The organism is Paenibacillus paeoniae (genome assembly GCF_003388735.1).
Taxonomy (GTDB): domain Bacteria; phylum Bacillota; class Bacilli; order Paenibacillales; family Paenibacillaceae; genus Pristimantibacillus; species Pristimantibacillus paeoniae.
Genome location: NZ_QUBQ01000001.1, coordinates 1541537 through 1559620, shown reverse-complemented (window position 1 = coordinate 1559620; position 18084 = coordinate 1541537). Strand labels below are relative to the sequence as shown.

The following is an 18084-nucleotide window of genomic DNA, read 5'->3' as shown; positions in this document are numbered from 1 at the left end:
TCCATCCTCTCTCTCTATCTTTGCCGTTCTTGTATCTCCTTACTTCACCGCGCCTGATGTTACACCGGCCACGATATGACGCTGGAACAGTACGTACATCACCATAACCGGAAGCATAGACAATAATAATCCTGCGAATAGAGGCCCCCATTCCGTGCGGAATTGCATCTCCGCCTGCATGACGGCGATTCCGACGGGCACTGTATACTTCCCAGGATCATTCACAAACACCGTGCCCATCAAATATTCATTCCACGTATTCAGCGCATTCATAATGCCGATCGTAATCACGCCGGATCGCGCTAGGGGGAACATGACTTGAAAGAAGGTCCGATTGTAGCCGGCTCCATCGATATAAGCCGCTTCCTCCAATTCTTTCGGCAAGCTTTTGAAAAAACTCACCATGACGAAGACGCTAAAGGGCAGCGCCCAAGCGGTATACACAATAATGAGCCCGCCAAGTTTATTAATTAACCCCATGTCATTCAGAAGAAAAAATAACGGTACCAGTCCCAAAATCATGGGGATCATCATCGCTGATAAGTACACATAAAACAGCACCTGACTGCCCTTGAAAGCGAAACGGGCCAATATATAAGCCGTAGTCGCCGATAGCAAGATTGCAAGAAAAGTGCTGACTACCGTAACAATAAGGGAGTTCAGAAAGTATTCATTGAAATGATACCGATTCCATACATCCGCAAAGTTGCTCCATAGCAAAGGCAGCTTAGGCAGTGCCCACGGCTTCTCCAGCATGAACTGCTTATTGTTCTTCAGAGCGCCGAGAGCCGTCCATAGCAGCGGGTACAATATGGCTGTCGTCCACAGCAGCAGAATGAATTGCGATAAAAGCTTCAAGAAACGATGGTTACGCTTGGTTGTAATAAGGTTCATCTTGGCTGCATCCTCCTAGGACAGTTGTGTCTCATCACGGCGCAGCAACCGCTGAAGAACCAACGTTGTAATTAGGGATATCACGAGAATCATGACGCCAATTGCCGAGGCGTATCCCATATGAAACTGTTTAAAGCCCATTTGATACAAATAAGAGCCCATGACCTGCGTAGCATTATCCGGTCCGCCCTCTGTCATAATCCATACCATGACGAACGAGCCGTTCAGCGTTGTTATGGCAATATGAAGAATACTGACTTTGATCTGCTCCCAAATAAGCGGCACCGTAATCGACCAGAACTGACGCCCCTCCGACGCCCCATCCATCTCCGCTGCCTCGTACAACGATGCCGGAATGTTCAGAATGGCAGCGACCAGGAGCAGAAAATAAAAGCCAACCCCCGCCCAAATCGAAGGCCACAGAATGGACCATAGCGCAGTACCGGCCTGACCGAGCCACGGCGTCCTTACCGGCTCTTCCGTAAAGATCGAAAGCAGCGAGTTCAAAATGCCGATATTCGGATTATAGATAAACCGCCAAAGCACCCCGATAACCACGACCGAGATGATGTTCGGCATAAAAAAGATGATGCGATAAAACTTTGCGCCGCGAATCTTGAACCGCGTAACCGCTACGGCAAAAAAAGTAGCCAGTACGACAATGCCGATGACTTTGCCCGCAACCAGAAAATAATCGTTGGCAACTGCCTTCCACAGAATCGAATCCTTCGCAAGCTCCACAAAATTATGAAATCCGACATACGTCATAAATTCCGAGCTTCCCGACCAGTCAAACAAAGAAATATACATGCCTCGCGCAATCGGATAAATGGTGAATACGGTGAAAAATAAAAATGTAGGGAAAAGAAATGAAAGAATAAACCATGTTCTCTTGTTCGTATTGATCATTCTGATCCTTCCTTGTATCAAATTCATATCCATATCCCGACCGGAGCCGGATAGCCGCCCGCACGATTCACGGGGATGTGCCGCAAGCTATCCGGCAACGATCCATTTATCAGGATAAGCGATCTATTTGCGAGCTTTGGCTGCTGCGGCTTCTACCCGCTCGCCCCATTGCTGCGGCGTAATTTTGCCCAGAGTCAAGGCTACTGTCGCATTGTTCATCTCCGTCTTCACATCCGGATTAAACTCAACGACCGGAGCCACCAATGTGCTGCCGTCGCTGTAGAAGTTCATTGCGCCTTTCACTACATCGCTTGCTGTCGAAGATTCCAGGTCGGCCTTTACGTTCATAAGCGCTCCTGTCTTCTCTGCAAAGTTAAGCGAATGCTGCTTCGTGAATGCAAACTCGATAAAGGCTTTTGCAGCTTCCACGTTTTTCGCCTTTTTCGCGATTGCCACAGTAGCCGTATAAGGAATAGCTACATATTTGCCCCCGTTCGATTGTGTCACGGACGGAATATAAGCAAATTTGAAATCCTCAGGCGTATCGTTTTTCATCTCGCTCTCCAGCCACAGTCCGTTCGGAATAAAGGCCGACTGATGCTGCAAGAACAGCATTTGCGAATCCGTATGATTCAGCGCCGACGAAGCTTTGTCGATGTACCCCAGGCTGCTGATCTCGCTGAGCTTCTCAAGCGCCTTCAGTATAGGCTCGCTCTGGAAGACGCCTTCCTTCATCTCGCCCATATCAACCAAGATGTTCGTGTTGTCACCATTAGCGGATATAATAGCCGGGAACAGGAAGCCGCCATGAATATATTCAGGGTAGACACCTGTATGAACGTAAGGGCTGATGCCAGATGCCTTGATCTCTTCGCTAAGCGCAAGGAAGCTGTTGTAGTCCGTTGGCACCTTCCAGCCGTTCTTCTCAAACAGCGCTTGATCATAGAAGTTGCCATATGCCCCGAATACAAGCGGGAGGTTGTAGACCTTGCCACCGTATACCTCAGGCTGCGAAATCAGCACATCCAGCAATCGCTCGCTGTTGGCGTTTTTGGCCTCCTGAATCCATTCCGTAATATCGAGAAGCTGATCGTCTTCGATCATCTGTCTAGGATTGGAGCCAGCACCATCGATATAGACGACATCAGGCGGATCGCCTTGAATCCAGCGCGGCTTCATCTGATCGTTAATAACGGCTCCAGCAGATTGCTTAATGTTCAGCTTAGGATTAGCCTGCTGGAATTGCTCAATCGTCTCTAGCCACCAAGCATCTCCGTAACCGCCTACAAAATATTGAATTTCAAATTCTCCCGTCAACCCTTCTTGGGCGGGCTCCTTCGATTGAGCAGGCGTAGCAGTCGGAGCATTCGTGGCGTTGCCGCCTGTTTCACTGCCAGACTTTGCGCCGCAGCCCATAACGGTAAGCAACATAAAACAGGCGACAAGCATTGCTGCAAGCTTCGTTTTTTTCATAGCGACCTCTCCTCTTGTATCTTCTTCGTATGATCTGCAAGCTTGAATGAACTAAAAACAGCTGCCCTCCTTTTGCGAGATTTATACGGCCAATTAATTATTTTGTCCACTGGACTAATTAAATAATAAGAGCAATTTCCGTACCTTGTCAATAACAGAATTTAACGTATCCGAACGTACAAAAAAGAGGTTGGTACAGGACAACTTCCCTGAACCAACCTCTTCGATACGGCATGTAATCCATGCTTTGCACGCCAATGAGCTATACATAACTACATTAATGATTAATTACATTAATAAGTTTATCGTTTTGCAGCCAACCCTTGATCCATAATCGTCTCCCGCAGTAAGCGGATAAATTGCTGAGCGGCGTAGCCGATATACTTCTCCTTATGGTAGACCAGTCCAATCTCCCTGCGAAGGGGCGGATTATCGATTCTCACCATAACGATCCGGTCGCTCTTCCACATATGCAGCAGCGTCTTCGACAGAATCGATACCCCCGCTCCCCCCTGTACCAAATTCAGGATCGATTCCGTTGCATCGGTCTCGATCATCGGACGCAGCGGCGCATCGATCAGCTTGAACGCAGCATCAATCTGAATACGGCACTGATAGGCCTTGGGAAAGACGATAAACGGCTCGTCCTTCACCTGCGCCAACGGAACGGATACCATCTTGGCCAGCGGATGCTGGTCGGAAACGGCCAAATACAACTCCTCCTCATACAGAGGAACAATCGTCAGCCGATCATCAGACACCGATACAATCGTTAACGCAATGTCGATTTCATTGTGTATAATGCCGCTTACCACATCGTCTCTGCCGATCATACGTATCTCAATATCCGGGTACTGCTGGTGAAAGGCTAATAGAAGCGTAGAGAGGAGTCGATTCAGCTCACCCGGCAATACCCCGATCGACAGCTTCCCGAATCTCGCCGCTTGCAATTCCTGCAGCTCTTGCTTGGCGCTTGCTATGCTTTGAAAGATTTGATTGCCATGCTTGAACAAGATATGGCCCGCTTCCGTCAGCGATGTCCGCCTCCCGATCCTGTCGAAGAGCGGCATCCCGATCTCATTCTCCAGCGCCTTGATCTGATGGCTTAACGTTGGCTGAGTGACACCCAGCAGCTCAGATGCCCGTGTAAAATGAAGCTCCTTGGCCACCGCCATAAAGTATTCCAGTTGTCTAATCTCCATCGCTCTGCTCCTCCTGCAATCCCCGCTGTTTACACATTTCAATGACGAAACCAGAAATAACACCCAACGCTTTGGATGTTATTTCTGGTCTTATCCTTATTCCTTCCAGGGTGAATGCAACACGCACTCGCAAAAGTTTTTCCGCTCAAAGCCCGGCAGCAGCATAGCGCTTACATCGGCTTTAATATTGCCGAAGGTCGTCTCCGGCTTATGCTTGAACCCTTCCAGAAACGCAGGCAATATCTTGTTCTTGAAGTTGTCTCGCGGATACGCCGTTACTACCTGCGAGCGTATCTCTTCCGTCAGGCTGTCGAAGTTCTCGCCCATGACATCATACCCGACACCGGAGTAGATAAGCGCTACCTCTGGCTCCTTATACTGCGCAATGCCGATGGTCGTATGCAGCGCGACGGCATCCCACACCAGACGAATGGACTCCTGCGGAACACCATGCGACTGGAGATAGCTTCGCGCCGCGTTAGCGCCGTCGACCTCGAAGCGTTGGTCCGGACTGCTGTACGTCTTCGTCAGGCCCAAGTCGTGGAACAAAGCGCTAATGTACAGCAGCTCTGAATCGAACGTCACGCCTGCATGCTTCCCTTGCAACGCCCCGAACAGGAATACGCGATGCGAGTGATTCCATAATAGATCATTGCCGTGCTCACGCAGTAATTCTGCTGCTCCAACCGCAAGCTTACTGTCCGGAATTCGAATATCGGCGACAAGCTTGTTCATTGTAGTCCAGCCTCCTTATGGATTCAATCTGTTGCATCTTGATTGTATCCAGGCTGGAATGATAGATCAATGTTATCGTTTCTATGATTAGGATAGATGATGTGCATACTAAACACACACTTCATATTCAAAACGGATTAGAATCGAAGTTCTGCACAAGCTCGAACGGGGAACGTCCCCACTCCTTTGATTTTAGGCGGAACAGCATGAAAGTTAAAGCCTGAATCAGGCAATTGCTGCAAATTGCACAAATGCTCGACGATTGGGATGCCGGCTTTGAGCAAGACAGAATGAACAGGACGCGCTTTGCCCGAGGTATCGTCGATGTTGAAGGAATCGATCCCCACCAGCACCGCTCCTTGCTCCAACAAATAACGAGCCGCACCTTCCGTCAAATGGGGGGCGTTCACGAAGTAAGACTCCGTATTCCAATGACGATCCCAGCCCGTATGAATCAGTACCGCCTTCCCCCGCACCTCAGCCCCGTGGAAGGTCTGCTCACCAATTGCCGATCCAGCCTCCGCAGCTCGTATGACGATGGCATCCAATCCAGCAAAGGATTCCAGCTCCATCTCCGACAAGTCCTTGCCATCTGCATAACGATGGAATGGCGTATCGATGTACGTACCCGTATTGGATACCATCTCAATCTTTCCGATTTGGAACTCAGTGCCCTCTTCATACATTCCCCTGGAAGCTTCCCTGCTCAAATAATCGCAAATAACAGGCGCCGGAAGTCCTTTGTACGTCACTAACCCGTCTTCAATCACATGGCTCAAATCAATCCATTTCCCCATCCCATTGCCTCCCGATTATGGTATTGCTTGTCTGATCTTAAGTATTGCGATTGTCGGCCATAAAATCAATGCTGCGCTTTCTATCCTTTCATAGAAATCATCTATCGATTATAGCGTTTATAGCGTTCGCGAACTCGCCAATTCTCTTATTTTCTCGATTACCAGTTCTTCCACGTTCATGACTTGCTCACTCGCCATCTGCCCTAATTCAGGATGCTCGCCGACGCATATGGAGTGGATAGCTTGCTGGAACATCGAGATGTCATTAGCATCGTTGCCAAAGGCGATAAATTCCTGCGGGCGTACACCCAAAGCTTGAAGCCCCGTCCACTTGCTAACTCCCCTAGGACTGATGTCGATGATGTCTTCAGAGCCGTGCATATAGGTTACGACAGGCAGCTTTTGCAATTCCTCGTGCAATTGGTCCGAATCAAGACAACGCAATACGACCATCTTCACAATTTCATTTAGCTGATCATACGGTAGATTTCGAGCTTTCCCTTCGGGGTCCAGATTACGCCGAATCAGATGCGTGTCTTCTCCCGAATAAGCATAGTCCCATCTGCCGTCCATCAAATATTCAGCTTCAACCTTCATAATCAAGGGAATGAGCTGCTCTAGCGTCTCTTTATCAAATGGAGATATAGAAATCAACTTGCCTTCCGCCGCTACGAAAGCGCCGTTGCCGCCTACCATAGGATAATGACGCATATGTACAGGCAGAATCGGCAGCAAGTCGCGAATAGGTCTAGCAGACGCAAATACAATATTAAACCCATGACTTTCAAGGAACTCTAGTGCTTGAATCATGTTTGGACTTAATGGTCTTCCGGAAAAACAGATGGTTCCATCCAAATCGAATACAATCTTCATGATGTCTTGCTCCTTATTTTTTTTCTAATCTTATCAATTCCAAGTATAATAAAAAGGACAGATGTCCAAAACCGGAGGAAAATCATGAAAACCAGCGTTGATCCACAACAAATTCTATCCTATATTCAACAGTTTCAGCTAGAGCAGCTGCTTTCTCCATCCGACTCGCTCCCTATTCAGCTGCGCTATTATGAACAAGATGAAGTCGTTCTCCATGAAGGCGATGAATTGGACGGTCTCTATTTTCAGGTAGCTGGAAGAACAAAGGTCTCCTCCAGCGTAACAACTGGAAAGGCGTTGCTATTGCGGTTTTGCGGGCCGTTGTCTGTCTTCGGAGATGTTGAGCTTATTCAGAAAGTAGCCATTCAATCCCAGGTCGAAGCGATAGAAGCTTCCGCTTTCTTATTTGTAAACAAACGTGCCATTGAATCAGAGCTGCGGCATAATATCCCGTTGCTGCATGAGCTGCTGCGACATCTTTCCTATAAGCTTCTCACATGTACGACGGCATCCAGAATTAATCTATTAGCATCCGTAGAAGAACGATTTGCCAGCTATCTTCTATCGACCCGTCTCCAACACCCTTTTGGCAAGGAAATTCAAACCCCTCACATTGCCGAAATCGCTTCTTTGATTGGAACGACGCCCCGTCATCTCAACCGTGTTGTGACGAGCCTCAGCAAGATTGGCGTCATCATGAAAGAAAAGAAAAAAATTTCGGTTCAGGACTGGAAGAAGCTGGACGCCATTTCGAATGGGCTACGATACGAGTAAGGCTGCAGAAATTTGTTTTACTATGTAACATTATGACTACTTTTCTGCAAGCGTTTACATAAACATAGGAAACGTATAGAGTGAGGATAGTTTCTAACTTTAATTAGGAAAAGGGGTAGGTTTAATGAAGAAAACGTACACATTTATACTTGCTATTGCACTTCTATCTTTAAGTATTTTAACACCAACAAGTAAGGTTTCTGCGTATTATTATGATACATCGCATACGATGAGCGATAGATTAGTAGGAGGGTCTACTTTCTACAATGGCTCCATTGGAACATTCGGCCCTGGCGTAAGGATTCATAAGTTTACGACTCACAGAAGCGGAACGGCGCTTTTCTCCGTTGTTCATACGAACTACGGTGGACCACTGCTTATTCAAGTACTGGATTCCAACTTTAATGTGATCCCGAATCATTATCATACTAACGGGCTTGTCGTTCAAGCCAACGAAACCTACTATTTGAAAGTTACATTGACAGGCACAAGCCATCCTAACGGAGCATCATACGTTTACATGGGCCATTACGTGGTATAGTTAAGTTTAAATTAAGCTTTTCTATTAAGAGACTGCTCTGCCCAGAGCGGTCTCTTTCTTGTATGTCAAACATAATCCGTCAAATGGGGGTACATTCACGAAGTAAAACGATAGAAATTTGTAAAACGATGTAACATTATAACTATTTTTCTGTAAACGTTTACATAAATATGAAAACGATATAAAGTAAAGATAGATTCTAATTCTAATTAGGAAATGAGGTATGTTTTATGAGAAAAACGTTTTCGTTTATACTCGCTTTCGCACTTCTATCTTTAAGTATTTTAACACCAGCAGGTAAGGTTTCAGCGTATTATTATGATACATCGCATACTGTGAGCGATAGATTAGCAGGAGGGGTAGTTTTTCACAATGGCACAATTGGGACCATGGGTCCAGGTGTGAAGATTCATAAGTTTACGACTCACAGAAGTGGAACAGCGATTTTCTCTGTAGTTTATACAAACTACGGCGGTCCGCTACAAGTTGAAGTGCTGGATTCCAATTTTAATGTGATCCCGAATCATTATCATCCTAACGGTCTTAGCGTTCAAGCCAACGAAACCTACTATTTGAAAGTTACATTGACAGGCACAAGCCATCCTAACGGAGCATCATACGTTTACATGGGCCATTACGCGGGATAGTTAAATTAAGTTTAATTAAGTTAAGCTGCTCTATTCAAGAGGCTGCCCTGTCCAGGGGAGCCTCTTTCTTGTACGTCAAACTTTAATAGGCAACATAAAGGACGAAAACAGCGGTAGAATGAGACCATCGCCGTCCCTTTCTACCGCCGCACCTATTCAGACGTATGGCTAGCTTGGCAAATCAAGAACCAGCTTCATCCCTTCAACTTTAAGTGTGTTCATCTCCTCTACCCAGCTTCTGAATCTGCCGAACGTCTCGTCATCGCAGCCGAATAGTTGCTGCATCTCTGCGGCAATTCGCTTCTCCTCGTCATTAAAGGTGCCGTCCGCGAAGATGAGCAGCAGCATCTCGGCAAGAAAGATATGCTTGATGCGATCGTCCTGTAAGTTGCCGATCAGCTCGGCTGTCGACAAGTGCGCTCTTGCTTCCGGCGTCCAGCCTTCTAGTCCAAGCTCAAGCAGCCAACCTTGAATATAATTTCTCTCATTCCGGTTAATGAATCCGTCTGATGAAGCAATCCGATGCGCAAGATCAAGAAAGGCTTCCTTATGTTCACGTTCTACAAGAAATTGCAAAAACACATCTGCACACTCCTCTTCTGACATCCCTAACAAGTCCATTGAGTGGAAACAGGGAGTTAGGTTCAGTGTAGTAGAGTCGCGAGTGGAATTCAACTAGTTTTACAGTGTGCAAAACGATCGAACCATCGCCAGCTCAGACTGGCCAAGCAGCAGCGCTGTAAGCAAGTCTAACTGACTTTCTATCGAAATCGGATCAAAATAGGAATAACGCTCGTACCCCAATTCAAAAACGCGTCCATGACGGACCGCCCGCAACTGCTCCCATATCTCGCATCCCGCCACATGCTCGGTACCTTCCGTCTCATGAATGACGAAGATGTAATCCGACTCCGCGGCATACTCCGACAACCGATCGATCGGAATGTGCTGCTCAAAATGAATGCCGTGCTCCATCATAGACCGGACCGGACGCGGAGGCAAGAGATGAAGTCCGCTATAGAGCGACCAGCCGCTCCGGCCGTAATTGCTGCCGAAGACGGCGAACTTCTCGCCCTTGGCATCGAATCGAATAATCGACGCCACGGTTCTCTCATCAGCCACCTTTGCCGCGTGGAGCATAGCACGCGCGGCAGCTGCTTTACTCTCGAAACGGGCTATATAACGATTCACATTCGGTGTGCTGCCGATCAATTCGCCTACGATTCTCATATCATCATAGACCGTTCGATTTCCGTCATACGGAATCATCACCGCTGGCGCAATCTTCGACAGCGGCTCATAATCGGCTAAGTTATTGCTGTTCATCAGAATCAGATCCGGCTCCAGCCCTGCGATCATATCTAAGGAAGGAGTAACCCCAACATCGGTTATGTCCGATTCCATTTCCTTCAAAAATGCACTTCCGCCCCACCAGGTCAAGTTGGCGCCGACAGGCTTCACACCCATCGACAACAAGATTCCACCATAATAGAACGCTACGACCCGCAGTTCGCTGCGACGCTGACGAATATATTGCTTGGGAGACAAACCGACCATCTGCTTAAAGCGGCGGCTGAAATAATAGACGTCCTGAAATCCGGCACTTCGTGCAATGCTGCTAAGCGGCACGTTTGAAATCAATAACTGTTTTTTTGCCTGATTCATATGAAGCTCCGTCATATATTCCAGCGGACTTCGGCCCGTCAATTCCTTGAACAGGTTGTTATATTGGCGTACGCCCGTATTCGCCCGCCCTGCCAATTCCTGAATGCTGTACTTCTTGCCGTTGTCTGTATGAAGTTCAGCGATAGTCTGATCGACTAGCCGGCGCGGGTCTACCGCTGTCTCCCAGCTGTTCTGTTCGCATAAATAATAGAGAAGCTCCTGTAGCCGGATATGCTGACGGAACGCTTGCAAGTCCGCTCCCTCCATGCTTGCAGATGGCTGATGCAGATAAAGCTGCTCCAGCATGGAGATCCATTGGACAGGCTGTACCTGGAGCCTGCCGCATAAGGTATGCAGAATCCCCTTATCCGACGTATCCGATGTATCCGGCTGCTCTGCCGTAAAACTCGCAGCTAGCTCTATGGAGCATTCCAACTGGTAATAGCCCAGTGGCGCAGCGCCGCTATCCTCGACCTCATACACCGATCCGGGGGCAATTAGATAGCCGGCTCCCTTCATCAAGCGGACAGGTCTGCCATCTATTCGCCAAATTCCGTCACCTTCGGCGATGCCTATCATGATATAGTGCTGAGCATAGGAACTGACTCGACGCTCGCCAGCCTCCATATGATTCTTCTGTACATCGATCAGATGAAACAGACAGGAACGAAACGGTATAGGGAAAGCGTTCATAGTTGCAACTCAACCCTCTTTCCAATCATGAGAATGATTATCAACGACAATCCCTATTTTATCGAAAGGAGCCGTATCTTTCAATCTCTAATGCAAACGAATCGAGACATAAAAAACCGCCAACATGGCGGTTTTCTCTGGAAGTAATGCGTTTTTTCTACTTACTTGCAATCAGATCAGTGATGAGTTCTAGCTGGCCTTCAATCGAGATGGGGTCAAAGAAGAAATAGGTTTTGTCCAGCTCAATCACCTTATTGTTTTTCACAGCCGGAAGCGACTTCCACACCTCGCTGTTTTGCAGCTGATCCAACCCTTCGCCTTCGTTGGATACGAAGATGTAATCGGCATCCGCTATATATTCAGACAGCCTCTCCAGCGATAGCTGCTGTACGATTTGCGCTTTACTGTCGATAAGCTCGGTCTTAATAATGTCCGGCATCTTGAGGTTCAGGCCATGATAGATGGACCATCCGCCGCGGCCGTAGTTGTCGCCGAAGACGCTGAACTGGCTGCCTTTGCCTTCAATTCGAATGATGGCTGCCGTCGTATCTTCCGACACCTTGCCTTCAATCCGCTTACGAGCCGCTTCCGCTTTCTCGTTGAACTTCTTCTCCAGCGATTCGGCTGCATCCGGCTTACCGAGCACCTCTGCGACCAGCTTCGCATCATCATAGGCGTTGCGGCTGCCATCGTAAGGAATCAAGATGGATGGTGCGATCTTGGCAAGCTCTTCGTAGTTTTCTTCATTGTTGCTGTTCATAATAATCAAGTCCGGGTTCAGCGCAACGATCGCTTCCAGCGAAGGAGGACCGCCAACGTCAGCCAGATCCTTCTCCTGCTCCGCCAAGAACGGACTTCCGCCCCACCAGGTCAGATTCGCACCGACAGGCTTCAGATCCATAGCCAACAAGATATGATGGTAATACAAGGCGACAATCCGCCTAGGCTCAACCGGTATCTCTACATCCCCCTTTACTGTGCTGACAACACGAGTCTCAGACTTTGCCTCAGACTCCTTTTTCTCTCCATTGCCGCATGCCCCCAGTACCAGAGTGAATGACAGAACCAATCCGAGCATCATTTTGTGTGCATTTCTTGCTAGCATAAAGTACCCTCCAACTTTTGATAATGTTTCTCATTTGAGTTCATTATAAAAGCCTATGTAGACGAGAACAATGGAGGATTATACAAAATTTTGTGCTAAACCCCTTTAAAGCTTGCCGATTCTTACAAAAACATCCCTTCGTTGCCGCTTGACGCCTACCTCATATGGGGGTGAAAAAGGCTGCCCGCAGGCAGCCATCTATACATCATGATTATGTGATAAGTGCTGTAGTTGCCTGCCCTTGCGTGCCTGCCCATACATCCTTGGCATAGCGCCCCTCTTCTTCAAGACGGTTGAACCAGTCAGCCGCTGCTCGAGCATCTTTATTATATACCTGGCTGTAGGCCACACGAAGCGCTGCTTCTACCTCTGGCGCCATCCGGCTGCCATCGCCGCAGACAAACAATTTGGCCCCGCTGGCAAATAGGCGCATCAAGTCTTCCCCATGCCGCTCCATCAGATGCTGAACGTAGCATAATGGCTGACCCTCCATACGGGAGTATGCCGTGTGAAGCGTCACAATCCCTTCACGAGCATACGCCTCCAGCTCCTCGCGATAGAGATAGTCGGCGGCATTGCGGCAGCCAAAGTACAGATGCGCTTCACCGAGTGATACGCCCTGCTGCTTAAGCGCCGCCCGTGCTTGCAGGAATCCCCGGAATGGAGCCACTCCCGTGCCCGGGCCAACCATGACAATCGGTACGGACGGATCTTCCGGCAGCTGGAAGCCGGATTCAGGCGTTCGGGCGAAGAGCAGCACCTTATCTCCGGCGCTTAGCTCAGAGAGATAGCTAGAAGCTACTCCGCGATATTGTCCTTTGCCGCTCCAAGCAGGCGCATCTACAACAGCAACCGTCAGACTAGCTTGAACTGGATGCTGCGCAGGCGAACTGGAGATGGAGTAGTATCTTGGCTTCAGCGGAGGCAGCAGTTCTAGGAATACACCGAGGGGCAGCTCGCACGCTTCATATTGCTCCAGCAGATCCAACATCGAGATCCGCTTTCCAAGAATGTCGCGTCCATACTTCTCCTCTTCGAGCATCCCCTCTAGCTCCCGTTTATGCGGCGGGCAGACCGTCCAGGAGGCAAGAGCTCGCAGTTGTGCACGTGTAGCCGCGTCTTGCAGCTCCACACTGTGCTTCAACAATTCACGCAGATGAATAGGACGCTCCAACGGAAGATGAGCCGAGCTGCTGCCACTGATCTTCAACACCAATTGTTCGCTGCCTTGGAGACGGAATCTGCGGAGAACCCGATCCACGTTCACATCACTATTGCTTGGCAATACACCGAGATGATCCCCTTCCCGGTAAGATACGCCTTCGGGCAATTGGAGCTCGATATGACGCGTACTGCGACCGCTGCCGTCAGCTTGCAGCTCCCGATTCATCACTGTCTTAGCATAGACTGCATGATACATCCGCGCAATCGGCTCGATTGCTCCATTTGTTACGAAGGTGATGTCCAAGCCGCCTGTCTCCTGCACAGACTCCACTTTATCCATCAGCTTCAGTCCGAATGACTGTGTAACATGCTGCCACATGCTCTCTCGCCACTCGTCAACCGACTTCTCGAAGTCTCCGCCCGCATCCGCCTCGCCGCGGGGAGACAACCGAGCAGCTCCCTTTCGTTCCAGCTGTTCATCGATCCATACAGGTACATTCTGGTACGTATTCGACCAATTCCGGTCGCCGCATCCCAGTACAGCATATTGAACGCCATGTAGCTCTCCAACCGCGGCCTCATCCAGCCACTCGACGAACCCGGCCGCATTATGTGGAGGCTTCCCGTTATACGATGCCGTTACGATCAGAACCGCACCTTCCTTCGGCAATTTACCAGCCCAATCATTCAGCGTGCCCGTATCGCTGCGAAAGCCGTACATGCGAGCCGCATCGGCCAGTCCTCTCGCAATTCCTTCTGCTGTGCCCAAATTAGAGCCATACAGCACTAGCAGTGGAACTCCCTCTCCACCGCTTGCGACGACTCCTGATTGCGGTACATTCCGCTCTTCCATAGCATGCTCCGCTCGCTCACTTGAAGTCTCAGCTTTCGCCCCCGCATAGGCCGGCTCTGAGAACGGCTTGCCGGGGCGCGGCTTCACGCGAATGCGGAAATCTCCGGGCTTCAGCGTCAGCGTCTGCTGTACATCCAACTGATAATCGAGATAATCATCCAGCTCAAAGTGCTGTAAAATCATGCCCAGCACAAGCGTAGCCTCATATAACGCGAACTGCATGCCGATGCAAGCCCGCTCACCATTGCCGAACGGCTTATACGCATGATGCGGCACCTTCGACGGATCAGCGAATCGCTCGGGACGGAACAGTTCCGCGTCCTCGCCCCAAGCCTCCTTGTCACGATGAAGCTGGGGCAGCAGAACGCTGACGCTCTCCCCTTTCTTCAGCGGGTATTGTCCGCCGATGACGGTGTCTTCCTTCGCGTAGAGATCAAAGCCCGGCGCCGTTGGCCAGAGACGCAGCGATTCATTCAGAATCATTCGCACATTTTTTAGCTGAAGCACCTGTTCATACGTCGGAACCGCGCCGGTGAGTACCCGGTCGACTTCCTCGTACGCCTTGCGCAACGCTTCTGGATTTTTCAGCAAAAAATAGATGGCGAATGACAATAGTCCGCTTGTCGTCTCATGTCCCGCGATTAGGAAGGTAATAATCTGATAGCGAATGTTCTCATCATCGAGCTTCTCCCCAGTATCCGGGTCCTTGCCTCTCAACATGCGAGCTAACAGATCGGTTTCCTCTCCCGTTGCGCTTGCCTTACGCTCCTCGATAATCTTATCGACAAGAGAGAACATGGTCCCAATATCCGCTTCGAACTGTTTTCTCGTCTTCACCATGAATAGGTTCTGTATATCAAGTCGCGAGCTCTTCAGCATCGCTTCGTTCAACGCGCGCACCATGCTGACGATAAACGGACTGTGATGCTCTCGGTAGAAGCTGTTGAACCGGTAATTGAAGCCGCAGAGTCCTATGGTATCGAGCGTTAACCGCGTCATATCATCGGGTACATCAATGCTCTCGTTCGGATTTAAACGAGCCCACTTCTGCACCAACTGCTGCGCAATATCGAGCATCATGCCATGGTAGCCCTTCATCGCTTGCTGGCCGAAGGTCGGGAGCAGTATGTTATGGGCCTTGCGCCAGTTCGGCTCGGACGTCCTGCTGGTGAACAGACCATCGCCACTGAAGGCGCGCAAATTCTCCAATTCGCTGTAGATATGCTTATCGAACCGCTTAATATCGCATACTTCCGCAACCAGCTCATGCCCGGAAATAACGAGGCTGGTGAAACCCGGCGCGGTCAGTCGGTAAATGGGTCCATACTCCTCCGCCAGCTTGCCGAGTGAAAGAGATGGCTTATCCTTATCGATCAGGGGCAAATTGCCGAGCGGTCCGAATGTTTTGGGCTGGGGAACCTTCCCTCTGACGGTTTCCTTCATCGTGAACACCCCTCCGATGTATTAAATTTAGGTTCGAACACCATGATACAGTGTGTCCAATACCAATTTGGCTGCAAAATTTTTCGCAATATTTCCTTGCTGGACCTGCTGCCACGTCAAAATGAGCAAGGAGTACAGCACGTTCAGAATCCACTCCGAATCCATGTCGCGGCGCATGATCCCTTTCTCCTGCAAAGCTCGAATAGACGAACGGATTGGTTCTAAAATTTCATTCTCGGCAGCTGCCATCTCGTCGCTGTAGTACAACGACGCTTCGTGGGTCAGATAATGAATTTTGTCGCCCATTGGGACCAACGCTTCCACAAGCGCCGGAATGTAGGCTTCTTCATCCTCCGTTTCCTCGGCAATGCGCTTAATCGTCTCTCCTACAACCTTGGTGACTCTAAGGCATAGCTGCAGCATCAACTGATCCCTGCTCTCCACATAGCGATGCAAGGTTGCAATGCCTATGCCTGCATGCTCGGCAATCTCGTTTAATGAAGCGGTAGGCTTATCTACCAGCAATTCTGTCGCTGCATCCAATATGGCGTGAAGCTTGGCTTCCTTCGCTGCTGATCTGGATTGACCCATCTAAATTCCTTCTTTCGGCGATCATCTAAATTGATAGATTAATCTATCATATGGTAGTATTTTAATACACATTCCAACTGAAATCAAATTGTGCTGCAATTAGTGATGGTGACAAACACGATAAAAACATTCGGGCATGGACGACATGTAATTTTAGAGGAACAAGTGTAAATGGCGTACAAGCCATCGTTTCTGGACGAAAAGCTGAATGTATTCACCTTTGAGCAGATCGTGGGTTATATCGAGACCTCCGTTGAACTGAGGATATGGCATTTGCGAACCACGCCGGGAATCAATCCTGCGATTGTTGCTCCATGAACTTCATCCATTTTTTCTAAAAAGAGGACGTAAAAAGAAGCCTGTTGTCCAGGCTTCTTCATCGTGAATGTCGCTCCATTATAGAACACTCTTATTTCCGAATAACTGTCAGTCTTCTCCAGACTCTACTGTTCCGCGGCTTCATCTTTTGCAGTAAGCGCCGGTACGTGAGGTTTTCTTGCCAGCCACAATATACCGACAGCCGCTGCGAGCGCTAATACAGCTACAAGGGCAAAGGGCAAATACTTATCGACCTGATAGAGCGAAGCCATCGTAATCGGCGTAATGCTCGCAGCTACGCCCTGTACGACTCCTACCAATCCTGCGGCTGCTCCCTGCTGCTCCCGGCCTACGGCAAGAGACGCTCCCGCCATAAAACCCGGCATCATCCAGCCCGCTCCAATCCCGAAGATGAAGAACGCCAGCATAGTCAGCACCATCCGGTCTGATATCAGAAATACGAGCATGCCGATAACAAGAAAGATCGAGCCGATAGCCAGCATTTTTTGTGGCGGCCACTTCAGCCATTTCACTTGGACGAGCTGCACCACGAGCATCGCCACGCCTGAGCACATCAGCCCGAATGACACGACCTGCGCAGTCCCCTCCGGCGATAATGCAAGCTGGTCCTGCACATAGAAGCCGCCTATGACCTGTATCGTCATAATACCAATCATCGTGATAAGACCAAACAACAAATAAAATCGAAGTCCCGGCTGCAGCGGCGAAACCTTGGCTGCCTTCTCGCGTACGCCAGGTTTCGCCGCCGGAATCAGCAGCAGCGCAACGAAGAACGCAGCGCCTGCTATCACAATGCCGAAGTAAAGCGGCCATAGCAAGCCAATCACTGTAAAGGCTCCCGCTATGGCCGGACCGAACACTAGGCCCATGCCATTCGCCGCGCTTAAGATCGCCATCGCCCCTCCACGCTCGCTCTCATTGGTCATGTCCCCCATGTAAGCCTGCGAGGCTGATAAGACTGCGGGAATAAATGCTCCGATCAGACTGCGCGTCAAGATCAGCAGCGTAAGCAGAACGCCTCCCTTCATCCAGCCGTTCAAACCTCCGAACAGTGCGGCCGCGAATAACAGGCAGCTAAGGGACATCCCGGCGAAGCCCATCAGAATGACTGGCTTCCGTCCCATCTTATCGCTGATTCTACCCCATATAGGCGCCATAACGGCCATCGCTATAGAACCTAACGAAATCATCAGACCGGAATGGCTTTCTCTAAGCCCCAGCTCGCGAATGAGCGGAGGCATAATTGGCGCGATGAGCATCATGCCCAGCATCGCGACAAATACACTGAAAAATAAGCTTCCCTTTATTTTGTTCATTACTCCCATTCTCCTTTGCCATAATTGCTCTCAGGAAGAATTATAGGAAAGCCCGCCCTGCGCTGCCGCC

At 49.4% G+C, this 18084-nt stretch carries 17 protein-coding genes; 4 read left to right on the top strand and 13 right to left on the bottom strand.

Annotated features, from left to right (window positions below; all coding sequences use genetic code 11):
- Positions 1 to 39: 39 nt before the first annotated feature.
- The 7 genes from DX130_RS07000 to DX130_RS06970 form a co-directional block, all read right to left on the bottom strand.
- Positions 40 to 894 carry a carbohydrate ABC transporter permease gene (locus DX130_RS07000; RefSeq protein ID WP_116043904.1) on the bottom strand — a complete coding sequence of 285 codons (855 nt, stop codon included), beginning with the start codon at positions 892 to 894 and terminating at the stop codon, positions 40 to 42.
- A gap of 15 nt (positions 895 to 909) precedes the next feature.
- Positions 910 to 1803: a carbohydrate ABC transporter permease gene (locus tag DX130_RS06995; protein ID WP_116043902.1), complete on the bottom strand. Its 894-nt coding sequence runs from the start codon at positions 1801 to 1803 to the stop codon at positions 910 to 912.
- A 123-nt stretch (positions 1804 to 1926) separates the two neighbouring features.
- Positions 1927 to 3276: an ABC transporter substrate-binding protein gene (locus tag DX130_RS06990; protein ID WP_116043900.1), complete on the bottom strand. Its 1350-nt coding sequence runs from the start codon at positions 3274 to 3276 to the stop codon at positions 1927 to 1929.
- A 302-nt stretch (positions 3277 to 3578) separates the two neighbouring features.
- Entirely contained in the window at positions 3579 to 4478 is a 900-nt protein-coding gene (locus DX130_RS06985; protein WP_116043898.1) for a LysR family transcriptional regulator, read from the bottom strand.
- 96 nt (positions 4479 to 4574) lie between these two features.
- Positions 4575 to 5213, bottom strand: coding sequence for an HD domain-containing protein (locus DX130_RS06980; RefSeq protein WP_116043896.1), 639 nt, complete (start codon positions 5211 to 5213; stop codon positions 4575 to 4577).
- Positions 5214 to 5350: 137 nt separating this feature from the next.
- Positions 5351 to 6010, bottom strand: a complete 660-nt coding sequence (locus DX130_RS06975; protein ID WP_116043894.1) for a cyclase family protein — start codon at positions 6008 to 6010, stop codon at positions 5351 to 5353.
- A gap of 117 nt (positions 6011 to 6127) precedes the next feature.
- The gene (locus tag DX130_RS06970; RefSeq protein WP_116043892.1) at positions 6128 to 6883 is read right to left on the bottom strand and encodes an HAD-IIB family hydrolase; all 756 of its coding nucleotides are present in this window, start codon (positions 6881 to 6883) and stop codon (positions 6128 to 6130) included.
- 84 nt (positions 6884 to 6967) lie between these two features.
- Here DX130_RS06970 and DX130_RS06965 point away from each other — a divergent pair, with 84 nt between their 5' ends.
- The 3 genes from DX130_RS06965 to DX130_RS26180 all read left to right on the top strand — a co-directional run bounded on the left by DX130_RS06965 (position 6968) and on the right by DX130_RS26180 (position 8845).
- Entirely contained in the window at positions 6968 to 7657 is a 690-nt protein-coding gene (locus DX130_RS06965) for a Crp/Fnr family transcriptional regulator (RefSeq protein WP_116043890.1), read from the top strand.
- Positions 7658 to 7781: 124 nt separating this feature from the next.
- Entirely contained in the window at positions 7782 to 8198 is a 417-nt protein-coding gene (locus DX130_RS06960; RefSeq protein ID WP_116043889.1) for a hypothetical protein, read from the top strand.
- 230 nt (positions 8199 to 8428) lie between these two features.
- Positions 8429 to 8845, top strand: coding sequence for a hypothetical protein (locus DX130_RS26180; protein WP_133297901.1), 417 nt, complete (start codon positions 8429 to 8431; stop codon positions 8843 to 8845).
- Positions 8846 to 9013: 168 nt separating this feature from the next.
- Here the strand turns inward: DX130_RS26180 and DX130_RS06950 are convergent, their stop codons facing one another.
- From DX130_RS06950 to DX130_RS06930, 5 genes are all read right to left on the bottom strand, one after another.
- On the bottom strand, positions 9014 to 9427 hold the full coding sequence (locus DX130_RS06950) for a TerB family tellurite resistance protein (protein ID WP_116043885.1): 414 nt from the start codon (positions 9425 to 9427) through the stop codon (positions 9014 to 9016).
- 99 nt (positions 9428 to 9526) lie between these two features.
- Positions 9527 to 11203 carry a helix-turn-helix domain-containing protein gene (locus DX130_RS06945; RefSeq protein WP_116043884.1) on the bottom strand — a complete coding sequence of 559 codons (1677 nt, stop codon included), beginning with the start codon at positions 11201 to 11203 and terminating at the stop codon, positions 9527 to 9529.
- Between the two features lie 157 nt (positions 11204 to 11360).
- A complete protein-coding gene (locus tag DX130_RS06940) occupies positions 11361 to 12308 on the bottom strand; it encodes an ABC transporter substrate-binding protein (protein ID WP_116043882.1) in 948 nt (315 codons plus the stop codon).
- A 211-nt stretch (positions 12309 to 12519) separates the two neighbouring features.
- Positions 12520 to 15768: a bifunctional cytochrome P450/NADPH--P450 reductase gene (locus DX130_RS06935; protein ID WP_116043881.1), complete on the bottom strand. Its 3249-nt coding sequence runs from the start codon at positions 15766 to 15768 to the stop codon at positions 12520 to 12522.
- A 27-nt stretch (positions 15769 to 15795) separates the two neighbouring features.
- Entirely contained in the window at positions 15796 to 16359 is a 564-nt protein-coding gene (locus DX130_RS06930; protein ID WP_116043879.1) for a TetR/AcrR family transcriptional regulator, read from the bottom strand.
- 171 nt (positions 16360 to 16530) lie between these two features.
- On the opposite strand from DX130_RS06930, the gene DX130_RS26375 reads away from it, so the two are divergent.
- The gene (locus DX130_RS26375; RefSeq protein WP_165861184.1) at positions 16531 to 16677 is read left to right on the top strand and encodes a hypothetical protein; all 147 of its coding nucleotides are present in this window, start codon (positions 16531 to 16533) and stop codon (positions 16675 to 16677) included.
- A 125-nt stretch (positions 16678 to 16802) separates the two neighbouring features.
- Here DX130_RS26375 and DX130_RS06925 read toward each other — a convergent pair whose 3' ends face one another.
- Positions 16803 to 18014: an MFS transporter gene (locus tag DX130_RS06925; RefSeq protein WP_116043878.1), complete on the bottom strand. Its 1212-nt coding sequence runs from the start codon at positions 18012 to 18014 to the stop codon at positions 16803 to 16805.
- Positions 18015 to 18084 lie beyond the last annotated feature (70 nt).

Coding starts and splice junctions, on each gene's coding strand:
- DX130_RS07000 (WP_116043904.1), bottom strand. CDS start 894: ATGAACCTTATTACAACCAAGCGTAACCATCGTTTCTTGAAGCTTTTA.
- DX130_RS06995 (WP_116043902.1), bottom strand. CDS start 1,803: ATGATCAATACGAACAAGAGAACATGGTTTATTCTTTCATTTCTTTTC.
- DX130_RS06990 (WP_116043900.1), bottom strand. CDS start 3,276: ATGAAAAAAACGAAGCTTGCAGCAATGCTTGTCGCCTGTTTTATGTTG.
- DX130_RS06985 (WP_116043898.1), bottom strand. CDS start 4,478: ATGGAGATTAGACAACTGGAATACTTTATGGCGGTGGCCAAGGAGCTT.
- DX130_RS06980 (WP_116043896.1), bottom strand. CDS start 5,213: ATGAACAAGCTTGTCGCCGATATTCGAATTCCGGACAGTAAGCTTGCG.
- DX130_RS06975 (WP_116043894.1), bottom strand. CDS start 6,010: ATGGGGAAATGGATTGATTTGAGCCATGTGATTGAAGACGGGTTAGTG.
- DX130_RS06970 (WP_116043892.1), bottom strand. CDS start 6,883: ATGAAGATTGTATTCGATTTGGATGGAACCATCTGTTTTTCCGGAAGA.
- DX130_RS06965 (WP_116043890.1), top strand. CDS start 6,968: ATGAAAACCAGCGTTGATCCACAACAAATTCTATCCTATATTCAACAG.
- DX130_RS06960 (WP_116043889.1), top strand. CDS start 7,782: ATGAAGAAAACGTACACATTTATACTTGCTATTGCACTTCTATCTTTA.
- DX130_RS26180 (WP_133297901.1), top strand. CDS start 8,429: ATGAGAAAAACGTTTTCGTTTATACTCGCTTTCGCACTTCTATCTTTA.
- DX130_RS06945 (WP_116043884.1), bottom strand. CDS start 11,203: ATGAACGCTTTCCCTATACCGTTTCGTTCCTGTCTGTTTCATCTGATC.
- DX130_RS06940 (WP_116043882.1), bottom strand. CDS start 12,308: ATGCTAGCAAGAAATGCACACAAAATGATGCTCGGATTGGTTCTGTCA.
- DX130_RS06935 (WP_116043881.1), bottom strand. CDS start 15,768: ATGAAGGAAACCGTCAGAGGGAAGGTTCCCCAGCCCAAAACATTCGGA.
- DX130_RS06930 (WP_116043879.1), bottom strand. CDS start 16,359: ATGGGTCAATCCAGATCAGCAGCGAAGGAAGCCAAGCTTCACGCCATA.
- DX130_RS26375 (WP_165861184.1), top strand. CDS start 16,531: ATGGCGTACAAGCCATCGTTTCTGGACGAAAAGCTGAATGTATTCACC.
- DX130_RS06925 (WP_116043878.1), bottom strand. CDS start 18,014: ATGAACAAAATAAAGGGAAGCTTATTTTTCAGTGTATTTGTCGCGATG.